This is a genomic window from Pseudomonas sp. SWRI50 (assembly GCF_014269095.1).
GTDB classification, from domain to species: Bacteria; Pseudomonadota; Gammaproteobacteria; order Pseudomonadales; family Pseudomonadaceae; genus Aquipseudomonas; species Aquipseudomonas kermanshahensis.
In genome coordinates this window covers 61,055-74,612 of record NZ_JABWRW010000023.1, presented here as the reverse complement: position 1 = coordinate 74,612, position 13,558 = coordinate 61,055, and the positions used below count along the sequence as shown (strand labels likewise).

Here is a 13,558-nt window from a genome sequence, read left to right as displayed (position 1 = left end):
AAACTCCCTCATTCCGGCCCAACAAACTCCGTCACATCCCGCCCACCGGCATCCAGCTGAAACACCCGTGCCGGCCGCCCCTGCTCATCAAAAAACACCTGCCCCAACCCCGCACCATTCCACAACCGCTCACCCGCCTTGCTACCGCTGGGCGTACGCGGCACCACTTCCATCTCCCGCCGCTTGGTAAACCAGTTCAGCGGCGAGCGCGGTGAATACAGCCAGCGGTTAAGCCGGTCGAGCACATCCAGCAAACGCCTGGGGAATTCGTTCTTGATCCCGCTGCTGGTGATCTGCCACAAGTGCGGGCTGCGTTGGCGGTGTCGAATCAGTACTTCATAGACGAACGAATAATGCACATCCCCTGAGAGCACCACGTAATGCCCGGGCGTGCGTGAGTGGCGGAAGATATTCAGAATCACCTGGGCCGCGCCCCGATGGGCCATCCAGTTCTCGGCATCCACCAGCAACGGGTAGCCAATCCAGCTGAATACCTTTTGCACGGTTTCTATCAGCTTTACCCCGAAGATCGGTGCCGGCGACACGATAATCGCCGAGGGATGATCGAGCAGCGCCTGCTGTAATTCGCTCAATGCTTCCCAGTCGAGCAGGCCCGAAGGCTTAGCCAAGCTGGTTTCGCTGCGCCAACGCCGGGTGCGGGTGTCGAGCACCAGCAAGGGTGGGTTGCTGGGCAAGCTGAACTGCCAGCCCTGGAAGCGCAGCAGCTCGCCGATCAGTTCATCCTGTGCCTGGCTGGCCAGTGGCGCACCCGTCAGCGCTTGGCAGCGTTCGACCAACGGCCCGCAGCCATCTGGGTCGTTGCCCCAGGCCTGGCACAACAGGTAGCCGAGCAGCGCATTGCCGATGATCCGCCGCGAGAACGGGTGGCCATAGGCGGTTTCTTCCCACTGCGCCGAGAGGTTCCAGTCGTCGGTGATGTCGTGGTCGTCGAAGATCATCAGGCACGGCAGGTGTGCCATCACCCGCGCCACCTGGCCGAGGTTGTCGGCGAAGGCCTCGATCAGTGGCACCTCCTGCCGATAACGCGCCTGGCGTTCATCGGTGAGCCCTGCGGGCATGTCCAGGTTGACCAGCCGCCAGGGTTCGGGTGACCACACCAGCAGGTACATGGCCATGACCTCGGCGAAGGTTACCAAGTGGTTGTCGGCGTTGCTGGACGAGAAGATCGGCTTGCGCTTACCCCCGAAAAAGCGCTCGCGCAGGCTGTCGTTACGTTCCTGCGCGGGCAGCAGGTCGGCGCGGTGGTAGTAACTGGCCGGGTGGCGATAGAGCGCCGCGCTGTCGGCGACGACTGCACCGTCCAGCTGTTCGTCGAACAGCCCCAGCCGTTCGATCAGCACGTGGATCGCGCGCAGCATGGGCCCGGCGACATCATCGGCATACACCTGGTCGCCGGTCATCAGCAGCACCGCAGGGCGTTGTTCGGGGTGCTGGCACTGTTGCAGCAAACGGTCGGCGCAGAGCAGGCCGTCGGCGGCGGGGTGGTGCGGCTTTCGGCAAGAACCGTGCAGCAAATGATCGAGGCGATCACGCAACACGAAGTGTGGGCGCGTTTCACCGGGGTAGAGCATGTGGGGTGCCCAGTCTGCGATGCCCTGGCCATTGATGCGCAGGTCGTAGCCCAGCGTCTGGTTGCAGGGGAGCGGCTGGGCAACGTGGATGTCCAGCAAATGAATAAACGCGTGCTGGCCTATCGTGATCACCTGGCAAGTGACCTTGGCCGAGTGTTCTACGCCATCAAGGGCAAATTCAGGTTGCAAGGGTTGCGTTGCGACCAGCCAAATGGCCAGGCGCTGTGGCTCCAGGCGGCGCAGTACCGGGCCGGCGAGAACAAGGGGTAGGGAAGAGGTCATCAACAGCTCTGGTGGCTAGACAGCCCATTCACGCAGCACGGTACCGGTGGGAGCGGGCTTGCCCGCGAATAGGCCATCGAATTCAAAATACCTCGGAAGCCTGGCGCAGCTTAGCGCCAAACCAAAAACGGGCGGAAAATGCTGAACATTTCCCGCCCGTCAGGCAAACCCAAAATGTATCAGGCCTTTTCAGCCATCAACTTCTCCAGCTTCTCCTGATCCCGCGCGAACTGGCGAATACCCTCGGCCAGCTTCTCGGTGCCCATGGCATCTTCGTTCATCGCCCAGCGGAACTGGCTCTCGCTCAATACCTGCTTGGCCTCGCCCGTGTTGCCCGGCTTGAGCACGCGCGGCAGTTCGCCCTGGTCATCGCTCAACTGCTGCAGCAGTTCGGGGCTGATGGTCAGGCGGTCGCAGCCTGCCAGTTGCTCGATTTGGCCGATGTTGCGGAAGCTGGCACCCATGACCACCGTGTTGTAGCCATTGGTCTTGTAGTAGTCGTAGATGCGCGTGACCGACTGCACGCCCGGGTCCTCGGCACCGACGTATTCCTTGCCGGTGCTCTTCTTGTACCAGTCGTAGATACGGCCCACGAACGGCGAGATCAGGAACACCCCGGCATCGGCGCAGGCTTGGGCCTGGGCGAAGGAGAACAGCAGGGTCAGGTTGGTCTGGATGCCTTCCTTCTCCAGCTTCTCGGCGGCGCGGATGCCTTCCCAGGTCGAGGCCAGCTTGATCAGCACGCGGTCTTTGCCGACCCCGGCTTTATCGTACAGGGCGATCAACTGACGGGCCTTGGCCAGCAGGGCCTGCTCATCGAACGACAGGCGCGCATCCACTTCAGTGGAGATACGGCCAGGGATGACCTTAAGGATCCCGGAGCCGACCGCGACCGCAAACTCGTCGCAGGCCAGGTCCACGTCGCCCTTGGCTTTACTTTTTACCTGCTTTAGCAGGTCGGCATAGCCGGGGATGGCGGCGGCTTTGAGCAGCAGCGACGGGTTGGTGGTGGCATCGACCGGTTTCAGGCGGGTGATGGCGTCCAGGTCCCCGGTGTCGGCGACCACGGTGGTGAACTGCTTGAGTTGTTCCAGCTTGGAGGTCATGGGCGTGCTCTGTCCTGTGCAATGACTCGACATTACCCGAGCCCCGGCGGCCGCTCAAGGCCCGTCGAAGCCGCTCGGGCAAACCGCATGTGGGCGCGGCGTTGCGTCGCGAATGGGTTGCGCAACAGCCCCAAGGTCTCAGCCCAAAACGGCAGGCAAGCCCCTGAAGTTCTACGCAAGGTGATGATTCGATTCACCCACAGCCCCGAGGTTCCCAAGGCTGCCGACTACCTGCTTTTCAGGGCTTCGCCCAAGGTGCCCGATTGCCCTTCCTGGAGCCGTTGGCCGTCGGGCATGATGATTTCCAGCGTGGTCCCCGCAGGGCGAGGCGCCGGCTGTGCCGCACGCGCCTGCGCCTTTCTCGCTTCAACCCTGCGCTCGATCATCGTCGGGTATTGCGAGGCGACCGCCAGAATGATGCCCACCGGGGCAAAGATCGCCACTGCCACGCCCAAGCTGCCCTGCGAACGCGTGCGTCTTTTCTTCATTGCCAATCCATCCCTGGTTCATTCATCAATGACCCTGCATCAACTCCGCTGCCTGATCAAACACCACCAACGGCTCTGGCGCCTTGTGAATATCCGCCGACAACAGCTGCCGGAACCGCCGCGCCCCCTTGAAGCCCTGAGCCAGCCCCAGAATATGCCGGGTGACGTGATGCATGGCCCCACCGCTCTCGATGTGCGCCACGATATAAGGCCGCAACAACGCCAGCGCCTCACTGCGGCTGATCACCGGCGCCTCGCTGCCAAACAACTGCTGGTCCACCTCGGCCAGCAGGTAAGGGTTGTGATACGCCTCACGCCCCAGCATCACCCCATCGAACGTTTCAAGGTGCGCCTGGCATTCCGCCAGCGTCTTGATCCCGCCGTTAAGCACGATCTCAAGGTCCGGGAAGTCCGCTTTCAGCTGCGCCGCCACGTCGTAGCGCAAAGGCGGCACCTCACGGTTCTCCTTGGGCGACAGCCCTTCAAGAATCGCAATCCGCGCATGCACGGTAAAACTCCGGCACCCAGCCTCGCGCACCTGGCCGACGAAATCGCACAGCTCGGCATAGCTGTCACGGCCATTGATGCCGATACGGTGCTTCACCGTCACCGGCGTCGACACCGCATCGCGCATTGCCTTGACGCAATCAGCCACCAACGCCGGGTGGGCCATCAGGCACGCACCGATCATGTTGTTCTGCACCCTGTCGCTCGGGCAGCCAACGTTAAGGTTGACCTCGTCGTAGCCCGCCTCCTCGGCCAGGCGTGCGCAGGCCGCCAGGTCGGCCGGCACGCTGCCGCCCAGTTGCAGGGCCAGCGGGTGCTCGGACACGTCGTGGCGCAGGAAGCGGTGGGCGTCGTTGTGGAGTAGGGCGCCGGTGGTGACCATTTCGGTGTAGAGCAGGGTGTGCTTGGAGAGCAGGCGCAGGAAGAAGCGGCAGTGGCGGTCTGTCCAGTCCATCATCGGTGCAACGGAGAACCGGCGCGACGGCTCAGGCCTTGTCGCAACTGGGTTAGAGCCTGATTTTGCAGTCATTTCGTTCAACGTGTTTCGTACCGGATTCGGGGTTTTCAGGGCGATTTCAGCAAGCGGTGGCTGCGATTTAGCAACCGGGCGGCGACGTATAGCAAATTCCCGTGGCAACAGCACACGCAGAGGCGGATTGCTAAGCCCGCTACATCGGCCATGTTCGCGTGAGTGTGGAAGACGGCTAGTTTACCAAGAGAAATCGCGGTTCGTCTGGAAACACGTCCTTCGGATGCTGTTGGCGCGACATTAGGCCTCTATAACCGAAGTCCCACAGGCCGCGCCCCTGCCCGGTACCGCTACCTTGTTGGCAGGCACAATTTCCGATAACGTCCCGCCCCGACCGACACATGGCAAGGATTCCATCGTGCATCAGAACCTCAGGACTGCGTTCATCGTTAGCGTATTGATGATGACCTCCTGCACATCCTCCATCCCTTCAACCCCTGCCACCGATCAAACGCGCATCGGATCACGAGGCGACTCGGCCTATGGCCTGGGTGTCGATGCATACAAGCGCGAAAACTATCCTGAAGCGGTGGTGCAGTGGCGTCAGGCCGTGGCGCAAGGGAATCGGCTTGCGCTCAACAACTTGGGCTACCTGGCCTACTATGGCCTTGGCATGCAGGCCGACCCATCCTTGGCTGTCGATCTGTGGCACAAAGGCGCAGCGCTGGGTGTCTCGGAGGCTCAGTGGCATCTGGGCATCGCTTACCAGGAAGGCAAAGGGGTGAGGCCAGATCCCGTTCAGTCTTACACATGGGTGCGCTGTGCCATTGATACCGCCACACGCAATGCTGCAGCTGCGGATGCGCATGCGGACACCGAGCTGAAGATTGCGAGCGACGCCCGCGAAAGCCTGGTGGAGATCGTTGACAAGATGCCGGTAGAGAAGCTGGCTGATGCCCGCCAGCGCGCCTCGGCCTGTATGAACGCCTACAAAGCGCGATGAGCCTGTTTTCTCGGCCCTGCAACCCTCAGGGCTGATTGAAGGAAGGGCAGTTCGGGCTCGCGTACGTTATTCGCGGGTGTCCCCAGAGGCAGATCTTCGAGAGACGGGCTAAATCCTAATGCCAGCCACTTAGGGCCAAGGGGGCCGCTGCGCGACCCATCGCAGGCAAGCCAGCTCCTACAGGTGAGCGAGACTCACACGAAATACGCTACTCCTGTAGGAGCTGGCTTGTCGGGGCGCCGGACCGCTGCGATGGGCTGTTAAAAAGCGCTCAGCGTAAACGCTCCATGGAAAGCCCGCGGGTGCTTTAGCTCCGCGAGCCCAACTGCCCATCAAGCTCGACCGTTTAACTCGGCAAACTCATATGCAACAACGGAAACGGCCGCCCCTCACCATCCACCTCAGAGCGCCCCGTCTGCACAAACCCATAATGCAGATAAAACCCCACAGCCTCAGGGTTCTGCTCGTTCACATCCACACTCAGCGTGTGCCGCGAACCGCGTGCGTAATCCAGCAGCGCACGCCCAATCCCTCGCCCACGCAGGTCGGGGTCGATAAAGAGCATTTCCACATGCTCCTGATTCAGCCCGATGAAGCCTAACGGGCAATCTTCAGCATCGACCCCGACCCACAACTCGACAGCGGGAAGGTAAACATCGCGCAACTGCGGCAGCAGCGCGTCTATGTCGGATGCCTGCAAAAAATGGTGAGTGGCGCGAACGGCGCGCAGCCAGATGTCGAGCAGCAGTGGATGGTCTGCGGCGTTGGCCTGACGAATGATCATGTAATCAACCTTGTTCACTTGATAACGGAGTAGCGGCACGCCATTAGGCGACCGTATAAGTGTCGGCATCTTGAATGCCCGCTTCGCGAATTAACGCCTGGGCGGTGCACTGCAGAGGGGGCCGAAAAGGAAGGGGCTGAAAACGTACTGATACCCGCAGGTTGCGTCAAGGGCCGGGGACGGCTTCAAAGCCGCGCCGTCCCCGGTAATCACTCAGATCGAACGTTGGTTAACCCGCGCCGTAAGCTGCTCGGCGCTTTCTTTGCGCTCGGAGTAGCGGTCCACCAAAAACTCGGTGCGGTCGCGCAGCAACAGGGTGAACTTCACCAGCTCTTCCATCACGTCGACCACCCGGTCGTAGTAGGGCGATGGTTTCATGCGGCCGGCATCGTCGAATTCCAGGTACGCCTTGGGCACCGAGGACTGGTTGGGGATGGTGAACATGCGCATCCAGCGGCCCAGTACGCGCAGTTGGTTGACCACGTTGAACGACTGCGAACCCCCGCACACTTGCATCACGGCCAGGGTCTTGCCTTGGGTGGGGCGTACGGCGCCGAGGGCCAGGGGGACCCAGTCGATCTGCGCCTTGAACACGGCCGACAGGGCGCCGTGGCGTTCGGGCGAGCACCAGACCTGGCCTTCGGACCACAGCACCAGGTCACGCAGTTCTTGCACTTTGGGGTGCTCTACCGGCACGTCGTCAGGCAACGGCAGGCCGGAGGGATCGAAGATGCGCGTCTCGGCACCGAAATGCTGCAGAAGGCGGGCGGCCTCTTCGGTCAGCAAGCGGCTAAAGGAGCGTTCGCGGGTCGACCCGTACAACAGCAGGATGCGCGGTTTGTGCTCGCTGGCACGGGGCGCGGCTGGGGCTGCGTCGAACAGGGACAGGTCGAGGTTGGGCAGTTGCTCGGGCATGGGGCCTCCTTAAAGCGTGCCGATGCGGTCCAGCTCGCGCTGGAGCTCGTCGTGGCCGAGGGTATTGAAGGGGAGGGCGAAGAGGGCGTTGCAGCGTCGCTCGATGATGGCCAGCGTGGCGTTAAACGCGGCGTCAATCGCGGCCTCGTCACCCTCGACCTCGGAAGGGTCTTCCAGGCCCCAGTGGGCTTTTAGGGCTGGGCCGAAGTACACGGGGCAGGGTTCACCGGCGGCTTTGTCGCAGACGGTGATGACGATGTCTGGCGGGTTGGCGGCGAAGGCATCGTTACCTTTGCTGCGCAGGCCTTCTGTGGAAATGCCGGCCTGCTGCAGGGTGGTGAGGCTGCGCGGCAGCACCTGGCCTTTGGGAAAACTGCCGGCACTGACGGCTGCGAAGCCTGGCGGTGCCAGGTGATTGAACAGCGCTTCGCTGAGGATGCTGCGGCAGCTGTTGGCGGTGCACATGAACAGGACTTGCATTGGAAGGCTCTCTCGCGGGGTGGCGGCTTCAGCAGCAGGCGGCTGCGCGGACGGGGCGGTCGGCCATGTGCTGCAGGCGTGCTGTGTTCGCCTGCAGCCAGGTGGCGTTGGCCTGCAACGTCACCTGCAACATGTCGTGCACCCACGTGGGCAGGTTCGGGTTGAGGCGGTAATACACCCATTGGCCTTGGCGGCGATCCAGCAACAGGCCGCTGCTTCGCAGTTGGGCGAGATGGCGGCTGATTTTCGGCTGGCTGTCGTCGAGCGCGCACATCAGCTCGCAAACGCAGAGCTCGCCTAGGTTGGCGATGAGCAGGGTGGCACGAGCGCGGGTCTCGTCGGCCAGGTTCTTGAAGACCTCGGGTGGGGTGATCATGGAGGTGCTCTTTACATATGGATAATTGAATATACGGATTTCCATATGTATTAGGCAAGCGGGAAAAATGCGGCACGAAATTGATACAGAGCTACCGGAAATGATCAGACTTTGGCTCTTCTTTGTAGGGCGTTTCTGAATAACTCTTTGCAGGCCATTGCGTCATTGCGATGGAAAGCTGAGCCCCCTAGTCTCGCTGGGTCGTTGCATATTCAACGACCGGGTCTGCAAGCCCGTTGCTTGGATTGGTCTCAGTTTGCTGTTGGCTTAGTTCAATGGTGGCTGCGTGCGGGTGGCCTTCGGGCCAGCCGGGCAATTGACCTCCAAGTCCGGTCTTGCAGGCCCGCACGTAGCCGCCACCACGCCGTCTCCACGCTTCCCAAGTCGCCTGCCTCCATCATGACCCTGGCCGTCATGCACGAAATGGAAGCTGTGCGCACATTGCTGGAATCGGCGGTTGCGCAGGTGCAACTCACGGCCAAGCCGCACATGCAGACGCTGCATTGACGTTCACCGATGCCGGGGCTGCTTTACAGCCCTTCGCGGGCAAGCCCGCTCCTACAGGGGGCGTCGACGCGCTTGCGAACGTTGTTTTCAGCGCGACAGCGCAGGGGGATAGGCAATGGACAAGGTATTACCAGAACGCACCGGCACGCTGGGTTTGACCATAGGCTCCGCGTCGTGCCTGGACGGCGTGATACAGGGCAAGCGCCTGTTTCGCGTAGAACCCGGCAACTGCTGCGACCATGCCATCGAGCAGGCGTCGGTGCTGATGGACTGCTCAAGACGAGCCTCGTTCATCGGCGTAATGGACGACGAACCTGTGCTGGTCTGGGCCTCGCACTTTCTTTGCGAAATGGCCAAGGCGCTGATGGACGATGCGCACATGGGCATGCGCAAGCACCGCTGATGCGTCAGCGCTCAACAGTGAGGGTGTAAACAATGAAGATCTTTTCCGAAGGTGGTATTGGCAAGAACACTCCCAGTCGCTGCTAGCCGTGTTGGCCCCGCAACAGTGTTTCGACAGTCTGCTGCCTAGAGGGCACCGCGCCCCGTCTGCGCTGTTGGCTATCCCATTGAGGCGCAACGCTATTTTCGTTTGGCACGGTTGCTGCGTTGTCTCCTTCAACCCTTCGAGGACAGCCAAGGAGCCTCCCCATGAGCCAAGCCCCAATCAAGTTCGCCTACTGGGTCCCCAACGTCAGCGGTGGCCTGGTGGTGAGCACCATCGAGCAGCGCACCAGCTGGGACATCGACTACAACCGTAAACTGGCGCAGATCGCCGAAAAGGCGGGCTTTGACTACGCCCTGTCGCAAATCCGTTTCACTGCCGGTTATGGTGCCGACAACCAGCACGAGTCGGTCACCATCAGCCATGCGCTGCTGGCCGCCACCGAGAAGCTCAAGGTCATCGCGGCCATCCTTCCAGGCCCATGGAACCCGGCGCTGGCGGCCAAGCAACTGGCAACCATCGACCAGTTCACCCAGGGCCGGATCGCCATCAACCTGGTGTCGGGCTGGTTCAAGGGCGAGTTCCACGCCATCGGCGAACCGTGGCTGGACCATGACGAGCGCTACCGCCGTTCAGAGGAGTTCATCCGTGCGCTGAAGGGCATCTGGACCCAAGACAATTTCACCTTCAACGGCGATTTCTATCGCTTCCGGGACTACACCCTCAAGCCCAAACCCCTGCAGCAGCCGCACCCGGAAATCTTCCAGGGTGGCAGTTCGCGAGCAGCGCGGGACATGGCGGCGCGGGTGTCGGAGTGGTACTTCACCAATGGCAATACCGTGGAGGGGATCAAGGCCCAGGTCGACGATCTGCGTGCCAAGGCCGCCGCCAACGGCCATGCGATCAAGGTGGGGGTGAATGCCTTCATCATTGCCCGCGACACCGAGGAAGAGGCACGGGCGGTGTTGCAGGAGATCATCGACAAGGCCAACCCCGAGGCGGTAAAGGCGTTTGGGCATGAGGTCAAGAACGCCGGGGCGGCCAGCCCGGAAGGCGAGGGCAACTGGGCTACTTCCAGCTTCGAGGACCTGGTGCAGTACAACGATGGGTTCAAGACCAACCTGATCGGCACACCGCTGCAGATTGCCGAGCGCATTGTTGCGCTGAAGGCGGTGGGGGTGGATTTGATCCTTTCAGGGTTCCTGCATTTCCAGGAGGAGGTGGCGTACTTCGGTGAGCATGTGTTGCCGCTGGTGCGCGAGCTGGAGGCCGGGCGCCGGGTGGAAAAAGCGGTGGCGTGAGGCCTGCCAGGCACGGCCCTACAAGGGCCGCGCCTGACATCAATGCAAACAGTGCTTGGATTGGCTCAATCGGCCAAACCCGTTAAGGTATCGCCCCTCGCAAGGATTGCCCCGCTTCAGGAAAGGTTCGATGCCGCTTTCGCCCAGTACCAACCCGCCCTTCGGCCTGCTCAACGGCCGCCGGTTCATACCCGACGCATCACTCAAGCCACTGCTCGAGGGTTATTCAGCGTTGCAGGTTCCCGGCCCGGAAACGGTCTGGGCCACCGGCGAGGTCGACCTCGGCGATTCGGTGCACCTGCTGCGGTATTACCTGGACAACGAAGACTACTGGCTGCAAGTGCTGATGAACGGCGACAAGGTGGGCGATAGCGTGCTGTTCGGTTATCACAGCGCCGTAGCCCTCCACGATGAGGCGCACCTTCAGCGCCTTGTCGGTAGCCAGTCCAAGGTCGGCCTGCCGATCTACGAACACGACGGCTGTCTGTATTCCCGCCAGTGGGGCCGTGAGCCGGGCCAGGCCAGGCTGGTGCCGTTGTACGAGCGGGTGGTCAGCCCCGACGCCCGTTATGGCATCCAGCACCTCTCAATGCTCTACGCTCGCGACACTGGCCTGCCTGAGCGCCGCGAATTTCTGCTGTTGTCGGCGGAGGAAGACGAGGCGGGCAAGGCCACCCTCACCACCTCGCTCGGCATCACCCTGTTCCCCACGGACTTTCACGTAACCTGACAAGGACTCACCATGCTCGACGCGCTACGCCTGTCGCTCAATGCCTCTGCAGTGACTGGCTTCATCCTCTATATCAGCGTGGCACTGTTGCTGTTCTGGCTGTTCCAGTTCATCTACACCCGCCTTACCCCGCACCGGGAGTTCGCGCTCATTCGTGAGAACAACCCGGCCGCGGCCATTGCCTTGGGCGGCTCGCTGATCGGCTTCTCGCTGCCGGCCAGCAATATCATTGCCTACAGCGTTGGCATCCTGGATTTCGTGGCCTGGGTCGTGATCGCCGCTGTGGTTCAATTGATTGCCTTTGGCATTACCAGCCTGGTGCTGCGCGACCTGTCCAGGCGTATCGCCGCGGGCGAGTTGGCCGCGGCCATCTACGCTGCCAGCGTGGCGATCAGCGTCGGCTTCCTCAATTCGGCCTGCATGACCCCGTCGGCCTGACGCCCAAGGAGCTCCCATGAAACCCCCAATGAGACGCAGCTCCGTCAAGCTGGTACTGGCCAGCTCGCTGCCCTTGGCCCTGACCGCGTGCAGCCCGCAGGAGGAGATTTACACCGTCAGCCAGCAGGTGAACTACGACAGTGTCGAAGCCTGTGTCAGCGACAAGGTGCCGGAGAAGGCCTGCAACGATGCCTACAAACAGGCGCTGGCCGAGTACCGGCGTACCACGCCGACCTATGTGTCCAAGCCCGCCTGCGAAGCAGAATTTTCCCCTGATGGCTGCCAGATCAGCGTCGGTGGCCGGTACATGCCGCGCATGAGTGGGTTCGCGTTGGAGACCACCGGCGAGGTGACCCAGGCCCAGGTCGATGCGGCGCACGCCCAGGGCGGCGGTTATGGCCATGTCGCTACCGCCGTAGTGGCTGGCATGCTACTTGGGCAGATGGCCAGCAGCGCCGACCGCCGTTACCGCGCGCAGCCGCTGTATGCGTATCGCGAGGGTGCCGGGCAGCGTAATGGCCTGCTTGGGCAGCGCTACGGCACGGCCGGGGGCATTCAGCGCAGCAACAAAGACGAACAGAGCAGCAGCGGCGGTGGCTCCGGCGGCGGCGGTAGCTATGGCGCCTCAGGCCGCAGCGCGTCGCGCTCGGCGGTGTCTGCGTCCATCTCGCGGGGTGGGTTTGGCAGCCAGGCGACGGCTCGAAGCGGCTGGGGCGGCAAGTCCGGTAGCTTCTTCGGGGGGTGATCATGCGCAAGGTCGCACTCGCAGAGCGCCCAGGCTGGCGCAAGACAGCCCAGCAAGAAGGCTTTGCCTTCCACACCCTCGACGGCGAGCGTTACTGGGATGAACGGGGTTACTACCAGTTCAGCCAGGCCCAGGTCGAGCGGGACCTGCAGGCCCCGACCGAGGCGCTGCACGCGATGTGCCTGGAGGCTGTCGGGCGCATCGTCGACAGTGAGGTGCTGATGGCACGCCTGGCGATTCCACCGGCATTCTTCGACCTGGTGCGGCAATCGTGGCTGGCGCGGCAGCCGCACCTCTATGGGCGTTTCGATTTCAGCTATGACGGCCATGGCCCGGCGAAACTGATCGAGGCCAACTACGACACGCCGACTTCGTTGTACGAAGCCGCGGCGTTTCAGCTGATCTGGCTGGAAGAACAGATCCAGCGAGGCGTTCTGCCCGCGCAGGCCAGCCAGTTCAATACCCTGGCCGAAGACCTGGTGCAGGCGTTTGCCGCGCAGCCGGGGCAGGGCACGTTCTACTTCTCGACCATCTCGGGCTCGGTGGAAGACCGTGGCACCACGGATTTTCTGCGCAAGATGGCCGCCCACGCAGGTATTCATACCCGGCACATCGACCTGGAGGACATCGGCCTGAATGGCGAGGGGCGTTTCGTCGACCTGGAGGGGCGGCCGATCCCGCGGCTGTTCAAGCTGCATGCCTGGGAGCATATCTTCCGCGAAGACTTCGGCAGGGCTATCCCGGGGTGCGACACGCAGTTCGTCGAGCCGCCCTGGAAGGCGCTGATCTCCAACAAGGGCATCTTGCCGTTGCTGTGGGAGTGGTACCCAGGGCACCCCAATCTGTTGCCAGCCTTCGTCGATGACAACCCTTCGCGGCCAGTGCCTAGAGGGTGGGTGCGCAAGCCGTATTTCTCGCGGGAAGGGGCCAACGTCGATATCCGCACCGGCACGGGGCAGCGGGTCTTCGAAGACGGCCCTTATGACGACGCACCGTACATCCTGCAAGGGTTTGCGCCGCTGCCCAGGTTTGGCGACAGCTACACGCTGATCGGTTCGTGGGTGGTCGGCGACAAGGCGGCAGGGATGGGGATTCGTGAGGATGATTCGCTGATTACCAAAGACAGTTCGCGGTTTGTGCCGCATGTCGTGCTGGGCTGACGGACTGCAAAGCGGGGCAACCGAAACAGCCTGAACCTCACGTCGGTTTCAGGATGCGCCTGGTCGTTCGCATGCAACCCTCCGGCGCCACAAGTGCCATGCTTGCAGGATGCTCCTGGACCAGTGCGCGCAGACGCACGGCCGTGGGCAAGGAGGCTGCCGACACCCCGCAACCGTGACGTGGCCGGCACGCCGCAGCAGAACACGCCGGACACCTGCCCCTACAACAA

The 13,558-nt window shown here is 62.3% G+C and carries 15 protein-coding genes; 7 read left to right on the top strand and 8 right to left on the bottom strand.

Going from position 1 to position 13,558, the window contains the following annotated elements; all coding sequences use genetic code 11:
• Positions 1 to 8: 8 nt before the first annotated feature.
• From HU750_RS21425 to dusA, 4 genes are all read right to left on the bottom strand, one after another.
• Complete coding sequence (locus HU750_RS21425) at positions 9 to 1,874, bottom strand: alkaline phosphatase D family protein (RefSeq protein ID WP_186682234.1); 1,866 nt, start codon at positions 1,872 to 1,874, stop codon at positions 9 to 11.
• A gap of 179 nt (positions 1,875 to 2,053) precedes the next feature.
• A complete protein-coding gene (gene tal / locus HU750_RS21420) occupies positions 2,054 to 2,980 on the bottom strand; it encodes a transaldolase (protein ID WP_099453398.1) in 927 nt (308 codons plus the stop codon).
• A 227-nt stretch (positions 2,981 to 3,207) separates the two neighbouring features.
• On the bottom strand, positions 3,208 to 3,468 hold the full coding sequence (locus HU750_RS21415) for a hypothetical protein (protein WP_186682232.1): 261 nt from the start codon (positions 3,466 to 3,468) through the stop codon (positions 3,208 to 3,210).
• A gap of 25 nt (positions 3,469 to 3,493) precedes the next feature.
• Positions 3,494 to 4,504: a tRNA dihydrouridine(20/20a) synthase DusA gene (gene dusA / locus HU750_RS21410; protein WP_099453399.1), complete on the bottom strand. Its 1,011-nt coding sequence runs from the start codon at positions 4,502 to 4,504 to the stop codon at positions 3,494 to 3,496.
• A 358-nt stretch (positions 4,505 to 4,862) separates the two neighbouring features.
• On the opposite strand from dusA, the gene HU750_RS27345 reads away from it, so the two are divergent.
• On the top strand, positions 4,863 to 5,447 hold the full coding sequence (locus tag HU750_RS27345) for an SEL1-like repeat protein (protein WP_186682230.1): 585 nt from the start codon (positions 4,863 to 4,865) through the stop codon (positions 5,445 to 5,447).
• A gap of 346 nt (positions 5,448 to 5,793) precedes the next feature.
• On the opposite strand, the gene HU750_RS21400 is transcribed toward HU750_RS27345, so the two are convergent.
• The 4 genes from HU750_RS21400 to HU750_RS21385 all read right to left on the bottom strand — a co-directional run bounded on the left by HU750_RS21400 (position 5,794) and on the right by HU750_RS21385 (position 8,002).
• On the bottom strand, positions 5,794 to 6,231 hold the full coding sequence (locus tag HU750_RS21400; RefSeq protein WP_186682228.1) for an acetyltransferase: 438 nt from the start codon (positions 6,229 to 6,231) through the stop codon (positions 5,794 to 5,796).
• A gap of 213 nt (positions 6,232 to 6,444) precedes the next feature.
• Complete coding sequence (gene arsH / locus HU750_RS21395) at positions 6,445 to 7,146, bottom strand: arsenical resistance protein ArsH (protein WP_186682226.1); 702 nt, start codon at positions 7,144 to 7,146, stop codon at positions 6,445 to 6,447.
• A 9-nt stretch (positions 7,147 to 7,155) separates the two neighbouring features.
• Complete coding sequence (locus HU750_RS21390; protein WP_027596594.1) at positions 7,156 to 7,626, bottom strand: arsenate reductase ArsC; 471 nt, start codon at positions 7,624 to 7,626, stop codon at positions 7,156 to 7,158.
• A 28-nt stretch (positions 7,627 to 7,654) separates the two neighbouring features.
• Positions 7,655 to 8,002 (bottom strand): metalloregulator ArsR/SmtB family transcription factor, encoded by a 348-nt coding sequence (locus HU750_RS21385; RefSeq protein ID WP_099453403.1) that lies wholly within the window; start codon positions 8,000 to 8,002, stop codon positions 7,655 to 7,657.
• Between the two features lie 622 nt (positions 8,003 to 8,624).
• Here HU750_RS21385 and HU750_RS21380 point away from each other — a divergent pair.
• From HU750_RS21380 to HU750_RS21355, 6 genes are all read left to right on the top strand, one after another.
• The gene (locus tag HU750_RS21380; RefSeq protein WP_027596591.1) at positions 8,625 to 8,912 is read left to right on the top strand and encodes a DUF3077 domain-containing protein; all 288 of its coding nucleotides are present in this window, start codon (positions 8,625 to 8,627) and stop codon (positions 8,910 to 8,912) included.
• Between the two features lie 248 nt (positions 8,913 to 9,160).
• The gene (gene sfnG / locus HU750_RS21375; protein WP_186682219.1) at positions 9,161 to 10,255 is read left to right on the top strand and encodes a dimethylsulfone monooxygenase SfnG; all 1,095 of its coding nucleotides are present in this window, start codon (positions 9,161 to 9,163) and stop codon (positions 10,253 to 10,255) included.
• A 130-nt stretch (positions 10,256 to 10,385) separates the two neighbouring features.
• Entirely contained in the window at positions 10,386 to 10,985 is a 600-nt protein-coding gene (locus HU750_RS21370) for a DUF2491 family protein (RefSeq protein WP_186682218.1), read from the top strand.
• A gap of 12 nt (positions 10,986 to 10,997) precedes the next feature.
• Positions 10,998 to 11,423 carry a DUF350 domain-containing protein gene (locus HU750_RS21365; protein ID WP_027596588.1) on the top strand — a complete coding sequence of 142 codons (426 nt, stop codon included), beginning with the start codon at positions 10,998 to 11,000 and terminating at the stop codon, positions 11,421 to 11,423.
• A 28-nt stretch (positions 11,424 to 11,451) separates the two neighbouring features.
• Entirely contained in the window at positions 11,452 to 12,168 is a 717-nt protein-coding gene (locus HU750_RS21360) for a DUF1190 domain-containing protein (protein ID WP_186682217.1), read from the top strand.
• 2 nt (positions 12,169 to 12,170) lie between these two features.
• Positions 12,171 to 13,328 (top strand): glutathionylspermidine synthase family protein, encoded by a 1,158-nt coding sequence (locus tag HU750_RS21355; protein WP_186682216.1) that lies wholly within the window; start codon positions 12,171 to 12,173, stop codon positions 13,326 to 13,328.
• The last annotated feature ends 230 nt before the right edge of the window (positions 13,329 to 13,558 follow it).

Bases quoted from the DNA above. Each gene is read 5' to 3' on its own strand.
- HU750_RS21425 (WP_186682234.1), bottom strand. From the start codon at position 1,874: ATGACCTCTTCCCTACCCCTTGTTCTCGCCGGCCCGGTACTGCGCCGC.
- tal (WP_099453398.1), bottom strand. From the start codon at position 2,980: ATGACCTCCAAGCTGGAACAACTCAAGCAGTTCACCACCGTGGTCGCC.
- HU750_RS21415 (WP_186682232.1), bottom strand. From the start codon at position 3,468: ATGAAGAAAAGACGCACGCGTTCGCAGGGCAGCTTGGGCGTGGCAGTG.
- dusA (WP_099453399.1), bottom strand. From the start codon at position 4,504: ATGACTGCAAAATCAGGCTCTAACCCAGTTGCGACAAGGCCTGAGCCG.
- HU750_RS21400 (WP_186682228.1), bottom strand. From the start codon at position 6,231: ATGATCATTCGTCAGGCCAACGCCGCAGACCATCCACTGCTGCTCGAC.
- arsH (WP_186682226.1), bottom strand. From the start codon at position 7,146: ATGCCCGAGCAACTGCCCAACCTCGACCTGTCCCTGTTCGACGCAGCC.
- HU750_RS21390 (WP_027596594.1), bottom strand. From the start codon at position 7,626: ATGCAAGTCCTGTTCATGTGCACCGCCAACAGCTGCCGCAGCATCCTC.
- HU750_RS21385 (WP_099453403.1), bottom strand. From the start codon at position 8,002: ATGATCACCCCACCCGAGGTCTTCAAGAACCTGGCCGACGAGACCCGC.
- HU750_RS21380 (WP_027596591.1), top strand. From the start codon at position 8,625: ATGGACAAGGTATTACCAGAACGCACCGGCACGCTGGGTTTGACCATA.
- sfnG (WP_186682219.1), top strand. From the start codon at position 9,161: ATGAGCCAAGCCCCAATCAAGTTCGCCTACTGGGTCCCCAACGTCAGC.
- HU750_RS21370 (WP_186682218.1), top strand. From the start codon at position 10,386: ATGCCGCTTTCGCCCAGTACCAACCCGCCCTTCGGCCTGCTCAACGGC.
- HU750_RS21365 (WP_027596588.1), top strand. From the start codon at position 10,998: ATGCTCGACGCGCTACGCCTGTCGCTCAATGCCTCTGCAGTGACTGGC.
- HU750_RS21360 (WP_186682217.1), top strand. From the start codon at position 11,452: ATGAGACGCAGCTCCGTCAAGCTGGTACTGGCCAGCTCGCTGCCCTTG.
- HU750_RS21355 (WP_186682216.1), top strand. From the start codon at position 12,171: ATGCGCAAGGTCGCACTCGCAGAGCGCCCAGGCTGGCGCAAGACAGCC.